We start from the raw sequence: 17,276 nt of genomic DNA on the forward strand, positions 1-17,276 counted from the left end.
ATTGAATTTAGATAAGGCCTGAAGGGTCAATCCGTCTATAGTATTGGTATGCAAACTCTATGTTTTCGATTACCAGGTTATTTTCCTGGGCATTGAATGCGCCAATGGACCATTTGACCGGCCAGGCATGTACAAAGTTCCAGGCCTGTAGCGGAAGATGTTCGGGATTCAACAGTACAACCGTAATATTTTCAGTGCCAAACTGAAATCCTTCCACTGATTCTTTGAACCATTTTGCCATTTGGGATCCTATCAACAAACCTCGTTTAAGCGTGAGGTTGGGATAACTGACAGGATTTGGTAGCTTGTGTTTGAACCTGTTTTCTCCTCCCTCGGAATATTCTTCTATGCCAAATTCGACATCCAAACCTGAAACTTCCTGAAACCCTACATCAGGAATTCCCGGATAGGTGAAATTTAAATTCTCAAATCTCACAAGAAAGTGAAAGCCGGTTGGCGGGTGGAACATTGCCATGAAATCAGGGATTAGGTAGTTTCTATGCTTAATCCTTCATGACAAAGTTCAACTGTCTCTATGGCAACTTCATTGCCGGTCGAATTGAGGGAAGGCCCTTCAACCTTGCATGGCCATGCGCTTTTTACTTTCCAGACCATAACAGGTTCATGTTCTTCATTCAGCAGACTAATGGTGATATCTCTTCTTTCGATATTGTTCATTTTGACAGTATTGAGCCACTGAAAAAACTCATTGTCTGCACGAAAGACGCCTCTTTTGAGTGTGATATTGGAATATTGTGGGATACCGGGCATTTTGGAGACCTGGTATTCCAGACTGCTGCCTTCTCTGTAATCTATAGCCTGAATTTCAATTGATAGACCGGAGACTTCTGTAAAGCCGATTCTGGTTCCACCCCATTCTACCTGGAAGTGAAAGACCGATATTGGATATGCGATTGCCATGGTTTTGGTTTTTTAAATTATTGTTTTTATAACATAAATAAATTAGGATTCCTGAAGCTTATGGGAGAATTTGAGGATGATGAATTCGGCAGGCCTAACCGCGGCAATTCCAATTTCAACAATTAATCTACCCTCCAGTATATCAATGGGCGACATGGTGACACCAAGCCCTACATTGACAAAGAATGCATCGTCAGGCTTGGCACCTGCAAGTGCTCCATCCCTCCAAAGTCCCGTGAGAAAATTCTCTATCATCGTTTTGACCCTAAGCCATGTATTGGCATCATTGGGTTCGAAGACGACAAATTCTGTTGCTTTTTTGATGGATTCCTCAATAAAAATGAACAGCCTGCGCACCGGCACATATCTCCATTCATTGTCATTTCCTGCTAGGGTTCTTGCCCCCCAGATGAGCGTTCCTTTGCCTGTAAAGGTCCTGATTACATTGATGGACTTTCCGGAGGATGGGTCGACGTTTAGGTTAGCCTGTTCTTCATGGCTGATTTTAAAGACCGGACCAATAATACCTCTTATATCTACATTTGCAGGAGCTTTCCACACGCCCCTTTGACTATCAACTCTGGCAAAAACACCAGCAACAGCTCCGGAAGGAGGAACATCAATATATATTTTTCTTATTTCGGCATGGATAGTGCGGAATAAGGAAGGATTGGAAGATTCCAAAGAATTTAGGGCAGGTGTACTGTCCGCGGGTAGCCCTGTCGGGGTCCCCGAACCAATATAGTTAATAGAGATATTGACTTGTATGGTTGGATCAAACCCATAATTCAAGGCGCTTTTTAGATCAGGGTAATATACTGCCCCATACTTCAGATCACTCATGCCTATCCCTGTATTTCGAAAGTCATCTGCATCCTCAAAGGGATCACCGGATGCACCTTTCAGATCCATAATGACAAATCGATCCTTTAATTTTTCACACTGTGCCAGCGCAGCATTATAGACTCCTGCATATACATCCATATCCATATAATCCGGAAACACGATAAGCGTAGGTTCATCTACTTTTTCCAGGATTGATAGACCCCCAAGAAGGTTTGCCGGAGGTGCATCAGAACCTGGTGCCACGGGATTTGAATAAGTACCAACTGATATGATATAACAAGGACCGCCCCCGTTGGCAAAGAACAACCGCATACTGTAGTACATTTTGTATTCCGAAATGGCAGTAGGGTGGGAAACGGTAACTTTCCGATCAATCATGACAGCCGGTTGGGTATCTTGCCCATCATAGGTATCTTCAACTTCAATGATGATGGATTCATTGTTCGGACCACCATAATAACTCTCATATTCGAGCATGGAACTGATTCGGGTGGGAACCAAATTCAGGGATTCACCTTCTTTCTCAGCGATGGCTGTATATCCAATAAATGCCGGGATGGCAGTCTCCACTGCGGCTATTGATGCAGGGAGAGTGGATATCTCTCTGATATATACACCTGGGGTTTTATAGTTTGACATGGTTGTATTTTTTTGTTGATTATTGTTTAGGACTCCTGAAGTTTATGTGAAAACTTCAGGATGATAAATTCCGCCGGTCTTACAGCCGCCAGACCGATCTCTATATTTAGCCTTCCTTCGAGAATATCCAAAGCCGTCATGGTCTGCCCTAGACCGATTTTCACAAAAAAGGCATCCTCTGTTTTGGCACCTGCTAGAGCTCCTTCTCTCCAAAGACCTGCTAGGAAGTTTTCAATCATGGTTTTGACCCTAAGCCAAGTATTTGCTTCATTGGGTTCAAACACCACAAATTCAGTTGCTTTTTTCACGGATTCCTCAATGAAAATATAAAGCCGCCTTACAGGGATATATCGCCACTCATTGTCGTTTCCAGCAAGTGTTCGAGCACCCCATACTAGATTTCCTTTGCCCTGGAATGCTCTGATGGCATTGATGGATTTTCCCGAGGTTGCGTCCACATTGAGGTTTTCCTGCTCTTCATGACTGACTAGCTTTAGAGGTTGTTTGATTCCCCTCACATCGACATTTGCAGGTGCTTTCCAAACTCCCCGTTGTCTGTCGACTCTGGCATAAATCCCGGCTACAGAAGCTGATGGGTATAGGTTGAGGGTATTTGATTTTAATTTTTTTATGATCTCATTGTATAGTTCCTTATCGGGCTCCGTTAAGGCCAAAAAGCCATCCCCTGTAATCCTTGCACCAGGGCTTCCATTTGGGTTGTATGAAAATATGACATCCTCTCCATCCTCACCTTCAGCGGTAGCAACTATGGTCAAAACTGCTCCATCTCTTTCAATGGAATAATTCGTATTATTGGCTTCAACAATTGCATTAAAGAGTGCCTCGGCAGTTCCGGCCACTGCGCCATCTCCGGGTGCCCGGTCAAAGTGAGTTCCCTCTATAAAAGTGTCACCACCGATAGTGAATGCATCTCCATCCATGTTGGCATTATTGGTAATGATGATTTTACCTACCGCAAAATTTTCCCCAAAACTCAGCGAATCCAAAGTACTGCCATCGAAAGGACCGGAATTGGATAAAGGACGATTATCAGTGATGAATATCTGTTCTTCATCAAATTCCCTGGATAAAAAGGTTTTCAAGGCAGGATAGTAGGCGGCGCCATATTTCAGGTCACTTGATCCCACCTCATTCCTAAATGCCTCGCCATCCTGCATGACAGTTCGGTTGGGGTCAGTCAACACATCCATAATGGCAAATCGATCTTGGAGCTTTGCGCATTGGGCCAGCAACTGGTCATGAATACTTCTTCGACCTGCCGTTCCTAACCAAACAGCTTCAGGGACAAGTAACAATGTAGGTTCATCTTCTTCTTCCAATGCATAGATTCCATCCAACAAATCATCTACATCAATATCACTTGGCTCGGGTTCCAATTCAAAATTCCCGACAGATACTATATAACATGGACCTCCACCATTGTCAAAAAACATTCTTAACTGGTAGTTGAGTAAATAGGGAGAAAAACCCGAATCAACATTAACAGCGATATTGGTATCTTCAAAATCAGTAGAAGACCCTGTCAGGACAATCTCATAATTTTCGCTAAAAGCTTCACCGAAAATCTCTAGAAATTCCAGCATGGAGGTAACTCTTACAGGCTTGAGTGGCTCAATGATTTCACCATTTCTGATACTTCTCCTCGTGTAGCCTACAAAGGCCGGGATAGCAGTGGCAACCGGAGCGACGGATGCAGGAAGGGTGGATATTTCTCTAATATATACCCCTGGGGTTTTGTAATCTGCCATAGTTTTTTATTTCAGCTTAGATAAATACATATATTTCTGAGGCCAATTGACCTTCAATTTCTTTTACAAGTCCACTGTGTGATGGATTGGGTAAATGAATTATTACGGGATCACTGTCCGGCAATCTCTCTAACTGCAGATTCAGTTTCGGTTCTTCAAAATATGGAATCGGTGTCTGCGATCTGAAAATGACGGTGTCCATATCATTGATTCTTATACTTTCATGGGGCTCATCACCTACTCTTTGAAAAACATAGGTTCCGTATGGTGTATCAGGTTGATTCCCAAGATCACTGATGTTCAAATCAAAGGCTTCAAGGTCAATCCGGCCATTTTTGTTGACTACAAAGTATTGCCAAACGGTATTTTTTCTTCTAAATGACAGGCTGAAGTATTCTTTAGTGCCATACAGAATATTTGAACTTTCAGGATAGATAAGTTCAATAATCCCAAATACATTTTTCCCTTTTGGCTGTGAATCTATCCAAAGGTTTTTTTCCTCTATATCTTCTGTATCTCCTACATTCCTGATCAAGATCCTGTATTTGCCGCTCGGCTTTCCTCTAAGGTCAATCTGGAGCCTAAAGTCTCCGGTGTCTTCATTTTTTTGAATTATATAGTCCAAAGGGTATTCAATACCCTCAGCATCTTTGCCATGGGATACCTGATTGCCGCTTGGATTGAAAATTTTCAAAGTCACTGAGTCATCTTCATGTTGAAGTCTATAGTTGAAAAGTTTATCTACAAACCCATCCATAAAGGAAAATGACAGGGTCTCTGGATGAAGATTATCATCTGAGGGGTTTGAAGGTTCATTGGTGAAATAGGGTATTTTTCCTGCCTGAAATCTGTTTTCCGGAGTAATGTCCAAATCGGTGATGTTCAAAAAGTTTAGGGGATTTTCTAGGCCGATGAAAAAAGAAAATCTGACATCACCTCCCAAGGGTATTTCCGGGGTGATTTCATCATCTTCGGTTCTGTATAATGCCACTACTCCTGAAGGAATATTACGTAATAAAATCCTTCCATTTTTCATTAATCGGGCAGTCTCATGACTTGGGAAAATATCCACGCCTCGTGCAAGACTACCACGGTAATAATCGTGGGCCAATTGTATATGGAATAAATGGCTGTAGAGGATATTCATGACTTATGGTTGTGTTGCAGTCTGATTTTCTCAATTGGGATATCAGATCCTTGTACCGCATTTTCCTGAATGGTAAGAATCCTTACTTTGTAAAGAACCGATGGCATATATTTGGCCCCTACTACGGACCAAAAGTTATATAGCTGTTCAAATGAATAGGAATATAGTTCGACAACAAGCTTCCTAAGGTTCAAGTCAAAAGATGCCAAACTTGGAGAATTGTCCGATGTGAAAACATTCTTGGATTGGAAAAATGAAATGACATAGGAAAGCTGCTTCAAACCTTCAATGTAATCAGTTGAGGATTCGCCCCCGGGCTGATTTTGAAAATTGGCAGTTATCAGGATGTATAGGTTGAGTTTTATCTCAGGGTTGATTTTTTCAACTTTTCCGGCCATGCTTATTTTGGTCGAAATCTGATCCTTATGAAATCTTTCTTCCTCGATGTTTATTAGGGAAAGTCCAAGGGATTTTTCGGGAATCATAATTCCACCTGTTTCAGATGCAACACTTGAAAGGTAGACCCGTCTTTGATCAGACTCTCCAATTCTGAGACGGATATAGTCATTGAGTTCAAAAGTCAGAAATTCCAAAGCTGAATGGATCATGTTTGGGAGAATTAAAAATAATGAGAGAGGATAGATAATTCTGATAATAATTAAACTTTAACTGTATGATTAGAAGTAAAAATCATACTATTTAAAGATCAATTAAAATTAGTCAAGATGGTACAGGGTCAAAAGGAAAAAATTGCACTTGGTTCACACTGATTATTCATGCTCATTTTTGCTAACTATCAAGTAATCAAATGAATAAATAGTAATCTGAATGAGAAAATTGATATTATTTTTGTTATTTGAATATCATAACCTTTTTTTCCACCCAATCATCTACCCGGATTAGCTCATAATCCAAAGGATTCCAACAGTACATGTTTTCTTCGGATTTCAATAAGTTAAAATGGCCACATTTTTGGAGGCTATTTATGTCAGGTTTGGAAAAATTTCTTTGCAGCCATTTAATAAGGTGGTAGCAACTTTCCAATCTTTGTCTGGAATTGCATCGGAACTTATATATCAGCTTTCTAAAGTTCTCCATTCTGTATTCCAGCCAATCCCACTCATTTTCATCTATGAGAATCATGGCCTCTAAAATTCTAGATCCAGCTGAGTATTCTGGAATGGGTTTCAGGGATTTTTGACATTCATGGACTAATTTGAGGGCTGATTTATGTGAGTTTTCTTTGTATGTAAGGTAGGAGAGCAGGTAATTCCATTTTTTTTGCTCCCATTCTATATTTTTGAATTCTTTTATTTTTTTCAAAAGCAAACATCTCGCTTTGTCATAATATCCCAAATGAAATAGTGCATACCAGATTTTTTCTTCTGATTCTGTTTTTTGATCTACGTGTATTCCAGGGATATTGACCATTTTTTCTGCCTCGATCAGGGCATTGTAATAATCTTTTTGCAGCATTAAAATCCTGTTACAGAGTTTATGGATTTCCCAGGTGTGAATGGGGTGATTTAGGACTGTATTGTCAGAAATCAAACTCTTGGATTCATTGATCTCATTTAGTGCATCCTCGAAATTGCGCAAATGAATATCATGCTGGATATTTGCAACTTTTTCCCAAAACAGGTTTCTGATATGGGTTGGGTTTTTATGGATTATTTCTGCTTCATTATTTTCGATAAAATAAGTCCTACATTCTTTTTCCTGTTTGGTTACTTCTGCCTGGGTCGTTAACAGGTCACTATATTCTTTGGCAATGGATGCTAAATTTTGATCTTTCGGAATAATCGTTTTTTCAGATTTGCACATTTTCTGTTCTGTCTCAAAAGCTCCTAACATCAAATGATAAAACTCATTTTTTTCTGATTCTTTATAGGCTTTTTCCAGCATTTTCTTGGCCATTTGTTCTTTTCCTCTAGTGAAGAGACATTGACTTTCAAGTAACATGACCTGACAATCCTTCCATTTTCTGAGATGTGTGGGATATTTGCTTTGGCTGAAAAGGATGATATATCCCAAAAGGTCTTCAATGAGCCGTTTTTTTAATTGTGAATAGGCTGAATCAGGGGACTTATTGTAAATCAGTTTTGCAAACAACCGATCGTCTATCTTACCATGCTTGCTCAATAATTCCAGGAGCATTTGCTTTTTAACCTCATTAGGATGGATGATGCGGTTGAGCTCAATAATCTGCTCTTTTTCTGTATAAGTCAGGCAATCCCAAACTTGGAAAAGATTTTCCATAACTGACAGCTCAAATTAAATAGAGGGAAAAATTTTTAAAAGGAATTAAATTTAACTTATAGCTAATTGATAATCAAATAAATGATAAAATTTTTCTTTAGGAAAAAGTTGATAGATGAACCTTGATTTTTATTTATAAAGCCATTCAAATGATGTGATAAATGATCATTAAAAGGATTTATCTGACCAAAGTCATTGCCTATTTTATTGAATAAATTCCAATTTTAGTTTTTTGATATTTGTTTTCGAGAGGTGGGAAAATTTTCAAAAGCCCCTCAAAAACCCCATCCTCATCCACAATTACATCAGGCTTTTCATCCATAAAATTCTGAAAGATCAGTGCAGTCCTTTCAAGGCTTGTATGGTCTTGGAGATTGATCTTTGATAGTCTGTAATTCAGGTAGGGCGTAGTCAAGGAAGCCTTGTGGTAATAACCAAGGTCTTCTCCTAAAACCAATACTTTTTTACCCTCTGTTATGCTATGATTTTCTGAAATCTCAATAGCGTACGAATTGATTTTGCCTGAGCTGATCTGTAGGAAGGTCCAAGTATATCCCATGATTGGGATTCCAAAAACAAATAAGGCGGCAAGAATTTTAATGGGCTTCCCTTTTTTGAATGCTACAAAAAGGAAGGTGATGAAATATGCCAGTCCGGGAATGATGACTATTAACTGATAGGGAGTTCTTCTGTTTGTCAGCAATAATGAACCAACTGCAAAAATCAAAAATATCAGTGTCAATTGAAGTTGTTTTTGTTGGTTTACCGTTTGGGATTTGACAATCAATCCCACAAAAAATCCAAGCGCTGTGAAAAATAAAGGAACAGAAAACAGAATTGCCAAATCCCTGTAGGATACATGGGTATAGCTTTCAATTTCTCGTGGAGAAATAATAAACTGGTCAAAAAAAGCGAAAAGGCCATCAATCCAAAAGTAATAAATAGCACAAAATGTCAGTGGAAGCAGATAACTGACAAATGCCAATGTCAATTGTCGGAATGAAAAACCGCTGACAACTATCCCTGCCACCAATAAAAAGGGAAGAAAAGTAATCAAAGGAAAATGAAAACAAGCTGCGATCCCGCCGAATATTCCCACTAAGAGAATGGAGTCTGAACCTTCCTTTTGTAGGACTGTCTGAGAAAAAAGTTGTCCAAGGGCAAGCATAATAAAAGTACTGCCCATCAAAGCAGGGGATAACGTGATCATATCAAAAGACAGGTGAAATAAAATCACCATGACAATGGAAGGGATATAGGTGTTTTCCTCAAAAGATTTGTATCTGATATAAAGGTTGTTGATATAGACAATCTGAAACAGGACAACCAACATGGCCAAAAACTTATACACCATCACATTTTTACCAAAAATCAAATGGCAGATCCAATACACTCCCGCGGATAATGGACCAGTGTCATCTATGATATCGAGATACATGTGTTTGCCATCAGCCATTCTCTCTCCGATCAACAACCAAATCATTTCAGGTTGAAGTAAAGGGACCTGCAGTACCCATATATAAACACTGCTCAAAAGCAGTAATAAAACTATAATAACAATGAGTCGGGAAGGGTCGTTGATACGGAAAAAGCTCAGCAAGTTCAGGATAATTCTATAGGTGGCACAAACAGGACCCACGAAATTAAGTGTTCCACATTTAATTCACTAAATTTGTCACAATTAATAAAAAAATGGAAAGCAAAAGACAACAGAAATTCAACAAACTCATCCAAAAGGAAATGGGTGAAATTTTTCAAAAAGAAGGAAAACATATCATTGGGAACGCCTTTATCACGGTTTCTAGGGTTTTGATAAGTCCTGATTTGAGTGTTGCGAGGATTTACCTCAGTTTTTTATTGGACAAGGATAAAGTGACCTTTCAAATAATTGAAGAGAAAAAAGGTGAATTGAGAAAGCATTTGGGCAACAGAATTGGCAAATCAGTTAGGATTGTCCCGGAATTGGCCTTTTTTATGGATGAGTCCGCTTCATATGCCCAGCATATGGATAAAGTGATCAATTCTCTTGATATTCCGGAAGACTCGGAAGAAGAAGATGAAGAAGAAGATTAATTAAATTTTTGGATAGTTGAACCTTTCTTTTTTTATAGCCTATCGATATTTCCGCAGTAAAAAGAAGCGGAATTTCATTACCATCCTCTCAAGAATATCCATGATAGGTGTGGCAGTAGGCACTATGTCCCTCATTATTGTATTGTCTGTCTTTAATGGATTGGAAGACTTGGTAAGAGGGCTTTATGCTTCTTTTGATGCAGAACTCAAAATTGAAGCAACCAAAGGCAAGTCCTTTACAGTTTCTGATGATTGGTTGTCGGGTATCCAAAATATAGAAGGGGTAGAGGTTCTTACGGAAGTAATAGAAGACAATGCCTTGTTTAAATATAGAGAAAATCAACATTTGGCAAGGATAAAAGGGGTTTCAGACAATTATTTACAGCAAGGGAGGTTCGAGAAAGGGTACATTTGGGGTGATCTTAATCTTGGGACTGAAAGCCAGCCGGGGGCGATTATCGGTAGGGGAGTTGGTTTTTTTCTTTCAGTGGATCTTGATAACCATTTTGATCTGTTGCAGGTATTCTACCCCAAAGCTCCTAGAAATGCAGGCACCATAAACCCCAACCAAATGTACAGTAGGGCAATCATCAAACCGGAAGCATTTTTCAGTATAGAGAAGGATTTTGATGACAATTATATCATCGCTCCACTTTCATTTGTCAGTTCTTTACTCAATTATGGTCAAAAAAGAACTGCACTTGAGGTGAAAGTGAAAGAAGGATATAATATTCAAAGTATCAAGAAGAAGATTTCAACTTTTTTGGGGGATGAGTTCCAAGTGAAAGATACTGATGAACAGCACGCCCAAATCCTTAGGACCATCAAAGTTGAAAAACTGTTTGTGTTTTTGACATTGACATTTATACTCGCTGTCGCTTCCTTTAATATTTTCTTTTCTTTGTCCATGATGGCCATTGAAAAGAAAAGAGATACAGCAATTTTAATTGCATTAGGGGCAAAGCAATGGTTAATACAGAAAATTTACCTCAAGCAAGGAGCCATTATTGCTTTAACGGGGGCCACTATCGGACTTACACTAGGATTTCTGGCCTGTTGGGTACAAGATCAATATGGTTTGGTATCCTTGGGAATCGCCTCCTCTATTATAGAGAGTTATCCTGTTAAAATGGTATGGTGGGATTTTTTATGGACCTCAGTTTCCGTGATTACCATTACCTTCTTGGCTTCTTTTAGACCAGCTTTAATTGCTTCGAGAGTCAAATCCATTGACCTATAAAAATAAAAAAGCCGTGGGATAAAATCTCACAGCTTTAGTCAATTAACAATAAACCCAAAATAACCAGCTGTAGGAGAAGGATTCGAACCTCCACGGGGCGGTTAGGCGAAACACGAGCTCCATGTTTGCTTTATGCCGTTGACCCCACCCCCGAGACCGGAGGGCATGTCTGCCAGTTTCAACATCCTACAGTATAAAATTTTTCAAAATTTAAGAAACACCTGTTGTATTTCCATTTATAAGAGCTGTAGGAGAAGGATTCGAACCTCCACGGGGCAGTTAGGCGAAACACGAGCTCCATGTTTGCTTTATGCTGTTGACCCCACCCCCGAGACCGGAGGGCATGTCTGCCAATTTCAACATCCTACAATGTTTAAAGACCTTTTGTCTTTGTTGATGATTCAAAGTTAACAAAACATTCATTACATTAAAATAAATTCAATAAAACAATTAAAAAATTACATATAATTTAATTTTATTATAAATATTTTACCGATTCGTTAAAATCAATCCTTTCTAAGAACTGTTATTTGATGATTTGGAAATGGTATTTTAGTATGAAATTTTGATTCTGATTGTTAAATTGGAATCTTTATTTCCTTTCATATCCCTAAACCACATGATTTTATGAAATTGTTCTATTTGACAATTATGGTTTTTGCACCAACATTTTTGGTTTTTTCTCAACAACAAAAAAAATCACCGCGCTTTGAGGAAGTTATATCCTTGCGTAATGCAGGAGAAGTTGTCATTTCGCCTGAGGGAGGAATGATTGCTTATACTGTTCAGACCGCTGATTGGATTGAAAATCGTTTTGATACCGAAATATGGCTGGCAAGAAGTAATAGTGAACCATATCAATTGACCAATAATCCCAAAAACAGCAGTACTTCCCCGGTATTTTCACCTGATGGAAAATGGCTGGCATTTTTATCAGATAGGGGAAGTAAAGTACAAGTTTATGCTTTAAGGCTTTCAGGGGGAGAGGCATTTCCCATTACCGAAGAGGAAGAAAGCATAAGTTCCTTTCAATGGCATCCTGACGGCAAAAGATTATTTCTATTGAAATCAGAAAAGGAGTCTGAGTCGATTAAAGAAAGAAAGAAACGATACGGTGCTTTTGAGATAGATGACAAGGACTTTGTCATGTCCCATATATGGGAAATTGATTTTGATGCCAAATTCCCCAATCCTTCTGAATTGCCATGTCACGAAAAATCGGATTCTTTGCAGACATCTGCAAACTGTATAGAAAAGCCAAAATCCAGGAGACTTACAAGTGGGGATTTTACCATTACATCTTTTGAAATTTCTCCCAATGGCAAATTGTTGGCCATCAACCATCAACCTGACCCTATGATTATGTCATCGATGAAATCAGATATATCTGTATTTGATATGGAAACAAAGGATTTGGAGATAGTAGTTGCAAATTCTGGGGGTGATAGGTTTCAAGCTTGGTCGCCCGATTCTAAACAGATTCTGTATGTCAGCAATTTGGATGATACTGTATCGAATTTTTATAAAAATACCAAAATTTTTAGAATGGCTATTGAAGATAAAAAGCCTGTACAACTAGCTTCAAAATTGGATGAAAACCCTTCCAACCTGAATTGGAACAGTAAGGGGATTTATGGTACTTTTTGGAAAAAAACTTTGAGACCTGTATACCGGATTGAGCCCAAGGATGGATCTTTTAGCATGTTAACAGGGATGCCCGAACTGGTCAATGGATTTTCTTTTTCAAAAAGTGGTGAGAAAATGGCGCTTAATGCACGAAATGGGAATCAACTGAATGAAATATGGATTGCCAATAATACACAAAAACCTACCCCAATAAATATATCTCAAATGAGTAAACAGATAGCTAATTGGAAAGTAGCACAAAGTGAATTGGTAGTCTGGCGAAGTGTAGATGGAAGCCTGATAGAAGGAGTGCTTCACAAACCTTCTGACTATGATTCTACCAAAAAATATCCTTTAATGGTGGTCATTCATGGTGGACCTACAGGTATTGATACACCTCAACCTGTTCCGGGATATGTTTATCCAATCTTGCAGTGGCTTGAAAAAGGTGCTTTGGTACTTAGGCCAAACTATCGTGGATCTGCAGGTTATGGAGAAGCTTTCAGATCTTTGAATGTTGAAAATTTGGGTGTAGGAGATGCTTGGGATGTGATGACAGGAGTGGATTTTCTCAGTGCCAAAGGTTTGATAGACACCAGTAAAATGGGAGTCATGGGATGGAGTCAAGGTGGTTATATTTCTGCTTTTCTGACCACCAATACCGATAGATTCAAAGCAGTCAGTGTTGGGGCAGGGATTTCCAATTGGATGACTTATTATGTCAACACTGATATTCACCCCTTTACAATCCAATACCTTAAAGCCAATCCATGGGATAATGAGGAGATTTATAGAAAGACTTCACCCATGACTACGATCAAAAAAGCGGTTACGCCGACTCTGATCCAACATGGAGAATTCGATAAAAGGGTTCCAATTCCAAATGCCTATGAATTGCTCCAAGGCTTGAGAGATCAGGGTGTTCCTGCTGAATTGATTGTCTATAAGGAATTTGGACACGGCATCACCAAACCGAAAGAAAGATTAGCTGCCATGTGGCACAATTGGCAGTGGTTTGGGAAGTATGTTTGGGGAGAGGAGATTGAGATGCCTTTGGAGGACTAGGGTTTATCTTTATGATTGCTATGGAAACAAGAGGAATCAAACAGGAATTGAGGACACTGATAGAGAATGAAAAGGATCACAGGGTTCTGGAAGCAATAAGAACTTTGTTTATTAAAACAGGTTTAGATCCAGTCCCTAAAGAAAAAAGGAGGACAATCGCCCTCCTTTTTAGAATTAAAATTTTTTTTCATAAATCATTTCTTCCAGCTAGCCTTACCGCCTTTGGCTGAATCCACATTGATGCTGTAATTGTTGCCTCCGGTCACAATCCAACGCACTTTGACTGCTCCCATGCCGGGGATATTGGCCACAGAGATTTTTTCTGGATTGACTTTTTGCTCGGACAGTTTGTTGAAATCTTCATTTTCCACTACAAAGCCTGCCAGAACTTTTGCTCCTGAAATACTGATGTAATCCGGTCTTTCTATTTTGTATTTCAAGTCTTGACTGGAATGGGTTGGAATCAACCTTTCATTATAAATAGTAGCTGTGATTTCTTTTACCCCACCACCTAAGTCTTTTTCATTCACTTCTGATACACTCAGTTTTGGAGTGTGATAAGCATGTAGAATAGTAAAGGCAGAGTTTCTGTGGGCATCTTGTTCCATCAGGAATCCAGGGTGAAGTCTTCCAAAGTTTTTCTTAAAACCGCCGACTTCAATTCTCCCGTACTGCGGATGATCATATTCTTCCCAGTTCACGAAGGCGTCACCAAAAGTCAGGTATTGATCCACCTTCATTTGCTCATCCTGATTGCCTCTGCCGGCATTCTGATGAAAGTACAAATAAGAGGTCATCAATTCATTTGAATAAGTGAAAATTCCCCTTCCCCCATAAAACCAATCCAATTGTCCTCCAAAGACAGAATAAAGGTCCTTGTAAACGACCAAGTACTTATAACCTGGCATAAACTCCTCTCCTTTTTTGGCAATGGCATCATAGATACGTATATCAGTCTGATTGTATGTTCCCAAATCTTCTTCTGCACCAGGACCTCTCAGTATCATACCTCCATAATTGTGGTAACTCTGAGCACCGGCAATGTTAGGATGATCCATTACAAATTCTACCACAGCCCTGTTTTCAGGTACTGAGAAAGGATATCTCAATGCACCTCTTTGCACATAATCCGGTTGCCAGTTCCAACCCCAATCCCTGTTGGGATCATAGTAGCCGATACCATCCTCATTGACCATACCGTCACCGTCTCTGTCTATTCCTTCATAGCCCAACATCTCATATTCACCTTTCTGATCTGCTGCTACAGGTATGAGCTTTCTGGGATCCATTTGATCTTTTACATATCTTCCTGTAGGAGATTTTCTGATCATAAAAGTGATATGGCCATCTCCATTCAAATCGTCGAAAGGATCTTCTCCAAATTCGCCATCACCGTCATTATCAGTAATGATCATTCCTGATCTTGGGGAGTTTTGGTTATTTGCTTCCTTGATAAAATAATCATGTGCATCAGGGTTGATGGTTGGCGCGATATAGAAAGTTTTATCTTTCAATAGTTCTGTGATAAACTCCAATTCACCATACATCTCAGAAAGGTACCATGCAGCGTAAAGGGTAAATTCAGTTCCCTGTATTTCATTGGAGTGAATGTTTCCATCAATCCACATGGCGGGCTTTTCATTTTCTTTACCGACATTGAAGTCGGTGATAGTAAGTACCCAAATATCATTTCCTTGAAATGATTTGCCGATACTTTGTAGTTTGACCAAGTTTGGGTGTTTTTTGGCCATGTCCTTCATGATTTCTTCCAAAGCAAGGTTGGTGTGGTACCTGTTCCAGGAAACCTGAACCTTGGGGTTGTGTGGAGTTCCCAATGCACGGAAATACCTGTCCTGTGCTACTTGGGCTTCTGTCTCCTGTATGCCCGCGAAGCTGATAGCGACTCCTAAGGCTGCTGTATATATCCAGTTTTTGATTTTCATTGTTGTGTCGGTTTAGAGTTTCACATTGAGAGTTGCGATACCGGTATGGGCGGCACCTGCTTTGATGTCCACAGCACCTGAACCTTTGACAATCCAAGTAAGAGTGGTTTTTTCATAGGCCCCCAATTTGTTGATCAATTTGATCTTGTCGCCTGAAATCAGGTCTGTGGCATCTCTGTTGATGTCTACCCTGATTTTTCTCAACCAACGCGATTTTTCACCCATTTCGGAATGGGTTGGTAAAGCTGAATTGTTGAATAGATCAGCTGTGATTCTAGTAAGTCCATTGCCAAGTTTTTCTGTTTGCAGGTTGTGAAACTCCAGTTTTGGACTCATAGCCGCTATCTTCAATATGAAATCTGTATGATCTTGGGCAATTTCATTTACTTTGTCAAATGGAGGATTGTACATGACAAAAGGTCTTATGCCACCTACTTCTACTTTTTGGTTTGGAAAGTCAGGATGATTGACTGATGTCCAAGGAACAAATGCATTGTTGATTCCCTCCTGTGCCGCATAGGCAAGGAAATTTACTTCTGCATTGCTTTCTGACTTGCCATCTTCACCCTTCACTTCAGGAATCCACCATCCGGGCGTACTGAAACTTAATCTTCCAAAATGGAAATATACCCACTGAAAAAAGTCCCCATCAGTACCCTGATTTGTTTGATTAAAGGCTTTTTGGGAGACTGACTCATTATACATCCCTGAAACCATACCATTGATGGCGACATCCTTTTCCAACATGGAAGTGATGATTCTCTTTTTGGCATCCCCAGCATTATATTTCAGAGGAGATGAAAGGTTGTTAGCCGGGCTAAAGGTCACAAAGGCAAAAATATTCCATTGCTCAAATAAGTAATCCAACAATGCCCTGCTTTCAGCTTGGGATACAGCAAAGTCACCTGCAAGTGGGGTGAAGATAGGGAATTTGTAAGTGAGACTTTTGTTGAAAGCTATTCCTTCCACAAGGTCTTCACCAAATTTCCCATCCTTGTCATTGTCACGACTTTCAGGATAAAGCAAGTAAGTCCCTTTCTGACCTTTTGCTACATCAGCTTTGACCATTACCCGTTCATCTTTGTCATGGGATTTATAATTTCCCATGGGGCTTTCCACACGCATCATCGTGATCAGACCATCCTTATTAAGGTCTTCATAACCGTCTTCACTCACTATTCCATCTCGGTCATGGTCAATTTTTGCTGCGTTTCCTCTTCTCTCATATTTCAATGCAGCATGATATTGTTCATAGGCATCGGGTGACATGTTGGGAAAAACATAAAAAGTATTATTGTCCAAAGCCATTGAGTGGTCTTTTACAAGTCTTTCGGCAAACTGAACTGCCAATTCAACACTCAGAACATGAAAGCCTTCTGCACCTCCTACCACAGCAATGGCAGGCTTGTTGTCCAGATCTCCTTTTCCGATCTTGACCACCCAGATGTCCTTTCCTCCTTCTGTTTTTGTAAGGGAACTGAGTTTGGCTGAACTCCCACTGCCTGAAATGGCCTGAAGTCTTTGTGTCACCTGGCTGAGCGTGGGATAATCGCTTTGGGCGCAGGTAGTTGAGTGAACGGAAAAAAGCATCCCCGCACCAGCAACCATTGATAGAAACATTTTATTCATAAAGTATATATTAGGTTTAGTTTTTTTGAAGACGGTTGGCTGAATTGTCCTCATTTACCAAGGCGATGTTACAAAAAATACATGGTTATTTAAATAGCCTTTAGGTTATCAGGTTTCAT

The 17,276-nt window shown here is 39.6% G+C and carries 13 protein-coding genes; 3 read left to right on the forward strand and 10 right to left on the reverse strand.

All coding sequences use genetic code 11. The features are described 5' to 3' along the window. Positions 1-7: 7 nt before the first annotated feature. The 8 genes from HMJ38_RS20980 to HMJ38_RS21015 all read right to left on the reverse strand — a co-directional run bounded on the left by HMJ38_RS20980 (position 8) and on the right by HMJ38_RS21015 (position 9,220). Positions 8-475, reverse strand: a complete 468-nt coding sequence (locus tag HMJ38_RS20980; protein WP_194976407.1) for a phage tail protein — start codon at positions 473-475, stop codon at positions 8-10. An 11-nt stretch (positions 476-486) separates the two neighbouring features. Further along, on the reverse strand, positions 487-915 hold the full coding sequence (locus HMJ38_RS20985) for a phage tail protein (protein ID WP_317174580.1): 429 nt from the start codon (positions 913-915) through the stop codon (positions 487-489). Between the two features lie 48 nt (positions 916-963). Further along, positions 964-2,406: a phage tail sheath family protein gene (locus tag HMJ38_RS20990; protein WP_194976409.1), complete on the reverse strand. Its 1,443-nt coding sequence runs from the start codon at positions 2,404-2,406 to the stop codon at positions 964-966. 26 nt (positions 2,407-2,432) lie between these two features. After that, complete coding sequence (locus tag HMJ38_RS20995; RefSeq protein WP_228780185.1) at positions 2,433-4,175, reverse strand: phage tail sheath family protein; 1,743 nt, start codon at positions 4,173-4,175, stop codon at positions 2,433-2,435. Between the two features lie 16 nt (positions 4,176-4,191). Beyond that, a complete protein-coding gene (locus HMJ38_RS21000; RefSeq protein ID WP_194976410.1) occupies positions 4,192-5,322 on the reverse strand; it encodes a hypothetical protein in 1,131 nt (376 codons plus the stop codon). Further along, entirely contained in the window at positions 5,319-5,930 is a 612-nt protein-coding gene (locus tag HMJ38_RS21005) for a DUF4255 domain-containing protein (protein ID WP_194976411.1), read from the reverse strand. The genes HMJ38_RS21000 and HMJ38_RS21005 overlap by 4 nt, the downstream gene beginning before the upstream one ends. A gap of 244 nt (positions 5,931-6,174) precedes the next feature. Beyond that, positions 6,175-7,581 (reverse strand): tetratricopeptide repeat protein, encoded by a 1,407-nt coding sequence (locus tag HMJ38_RS21010; RefSeq protein ID WP_194976412.1) that lies wholly within the window; start codon positions 7,579-7,581, stop codon positions 6,175-6,177. A gap of 199 nt (positions 7,582-7,780) precedes the next feature. Beyond that, positions 7,781-9,220 carry a hypothetical protein gene (locus HMJ38_RS21015; RefSeq protein WP_317174579.1) on the reverse strand — a complete coding sequence of 480 codons (1,440 nt, stop codon included), beginning with the start codon at positions 9,218-9,220 and terminating at the stop codon, positions 7,781-7,783. A gap of 53 nt (positions 9,221-9,273) precedes the next feature. Here HMJ38_RS21015 and rbfA point away from each other — a divergent pair, with 53 nt between their 5' ends. The 3 genes from rbfA to HMJ38_RS21030 all read left to right on the forward strand — a co-directional run bounded on the left by rbfA (position 9,274) and on the right by HMJ38_RS21030 (position 13,585). Beyond that, the gene (gene rbfA, locus HMJ38_RS21020) at positions 9,274-9,654 is read left to right on the forward strand and encodes a 30S ribosome-binding factor RbfA (protein ID WP_194976413.1); all 381 of its coding nucleotides are present in this window, start codon (positions 9,274-9,276) and stop codon (positions 9,652-9,654) included. 16 nt (positions 9,655-9,670) lie between these two features. After that, positions 9,671-10,894 (forward strand): FtsX-like permease family protein, encoded by a 1,224-nt coding sequence (locus HMJ38_RS21025; RefSeq protein WP_228780186.1) that lies wholly within the window; start codon positions 9,671-9,673, stop codon positions 10,892-10,894. A gap of 627 nt (positions 10,895-11,521) precedes the next feature. Beyond that, entirely contained in the window at positions 11,522-13,585 is a 2,064-nt protein-coding gene (locus HMJ38_RS21030; protein WP_194976414.1) for a S9 family peptidase, read from the forward strand. Between the two features lie 194 nt (positions 13,586-13,779). Here HMJ38_RS21030 and HMJ38_RS21035 read toward each other — a convergent pair whose 3' ends face one another. Together HMJ38_RS21035 and HMJ38_RS21040 are read right to left on the reverse strand one after the other, a co-directional pair. Continuing rightward, a complete protein-coding gene (locus HMJ38_RS21035; RefSeq protein ID WP_194976415.1) occupies positions 13,780-15,528 on the reverse strand; it encodes a M14 family metallopeptidase in 1,749 nt (582 codons plus the stop codon). Between the two features lie 12 nt (positions 15,529-15,540). Next, complete coding sequence (locus HMJ38_RS21040; RefSeq protein ID WP_194976416.1) at positions 15,541-17,157, reverse strand: M14 family zinc carboxypeptidase; 1,617 nt, start codon at positions 17,155-17,157, stop codon at positions 15,541-15,543. Positions 17,158-17,276 lie beyond the last annotated feature (119 nt).

The sequence above is a fragment of the Aquiflexum lacus genome (assembly GCF_015476655.1).
Lineage (GTDB): Bacteria > Bacteroidota > Bacteroidia > Cytophagales > Cyclobacteriaceae > Aquiflexum > Aquiflexum lacus.